1 protein-coding gene is annotated in these 1,646 nt (G+C 63.9%); it reads left to right on the top strand.

What is annotated here, in order from left to right:
• Positions 1-1,355 (top strand): tyrosine-type recombinase/integrase (locus tag FDA38_RS41990; protein WP_137259686.1); only part of this gene is annotated, 1,355 nt, incomplete at its 5' end.
• Positions 1,356-1,646 lie beyond the last annotated feature (291 nt).

The following is a 1,646-nucleotide window of genomic DNA, read 5'->3' on the forward strand; positions in this document are numbered from 1 at the left end:
CCTACACCGTCAGATGGGAGGTCGCGGGCAACCGGTCTCAGGAGACGTTCGTTCAGTCCAAACTTGCGGACAGCTTCCGATCGAAGTTGACGACAGCCGCTCGCGAAGGCATTGCGTTCCACATTGAAAGCGGCCTTCCCCAGAACATGATGCGGGAACTAAGCCGCCGCACCTGGTACGAGCACGCGGCAGAGTTCGTAGACGTCAAGTGGCCGCATGCCTCGCCGCGTCACCGCAAGAACATCGCTGAGGCGCTTACGACCGTGACCGCTGCACTCCTGCCATCCAAGACCGCTCACGACGCGGACAGTATTCGTTCGATCCTTCGGAGCTGGACCTTCAACAAGTCCGCTCGCGGGGCCCTTTCCATCCAGAACGCAATCCCGAAAGACGAAGACGCTCCTCTGCTGCGATGGATCGCCGAAAGTTCGCCTGACCTGTCCGAACTGCGCGACGCGCCGACAATGCGTCGCGCCCTCGACGCTCTCAGTCTGAAGCTCGACGGAAAACCGGCCGCGCCCGCAACCGTGAGCCGCAAACGCTCCGCGTTCTACAGCGCCTTGGAATACGCCGTGGAACTGGAACTCTTTGAGGCGAATCCGGTTGACAAAGTGCAGTACATGAAGCGAGAGAACACGGACGTTGTTGACCGCCGTGTCGTCGCCAATCCTCAGCAGGCCCGCGCTTTTCTCAAGGCAGTCCGCGAGATCCATCCCGCCTTGGAGGCATTCTTCGGGTGCCTGTATTTCGCTGGGCTTAGGCCGTCCGAGGCAAAGCATCTACGCCTCACGGATTGCACGCTGCCAGAGAAAGGCTGGGGCGAACTGCTGCTGACCGGCTCAACCCAGCATGCCGGTGCGGAGTGGACCGACAGCGGCGAGGCGAGCGAGGATCGAAGTCTGAAACATCGGCCCGACAAGGCGACGCGTCTTGTCCCGGCGTGCCCGGAACTGGTCGAGCTGCTGCGTCGGCACACGACCGAATTCCGCTGTGGCCCCGGCGGCCGACTGTTCGTCAGCCGCACCGGCCGGGCGGGCATCCCCTTACCTCCGCCGTACAGCAATCCGGTGTCCTCGAACACCTATGCCCGGGTCTGGGCAAAGGCCAGAGCGAAGGCTCTCGGAGAGACCCAAGCCGCGACGCCGCTCGCCCGGCGGCCGTACGACCTCCGACATGCGGCAGTGTCGCTGTGGCTGAACGCTGGCGTCCCCGCGACACAGGTAGCCGAGTGGGCAGGGCACAGCGTGAACGTCCTGCTGAAGGTCTACGCGAAGTGCGTCGATGGACAAGACGAGATCGCCCGGCGGCGAGTCGAGGCGGCACTGAGGGACGCGCCGGACGAGCGGGCCGCCTAGCGTTCAAACTTCCTCACGTATTCCGCACGGACAGCCGTGGTGACCCGGATTTGGCCGGACGTGGCCGGACACACGAAGACAGCCCCTGCCCTGCGTTTCCGCAGGTCAGGGGCTGTTTTAGCGCTTGTGGCGGGTGCAGGGTTCGAACCTGCGTAGACATACGTCGACAGATTTACAGAGGGGTGATGCCCTCGCTCTGACCTGCGCAGAAACCTCTCGGTGCCGGGGGCTCCGCACTGGTTCCGCACTGCGAGCCTCGACTGCTCTCACTTGGGCTTCCAGAGGCCGACC

This window comes from Kribbella jiaozuonensis, from assembly GCF_005233875.1.
Lineage (GTDB): Bacteria > Actinomycetota > Actinomycetes > Propionibacteriales > Kribbellaceae > Kribbella > Kribbella jiaozuonensis.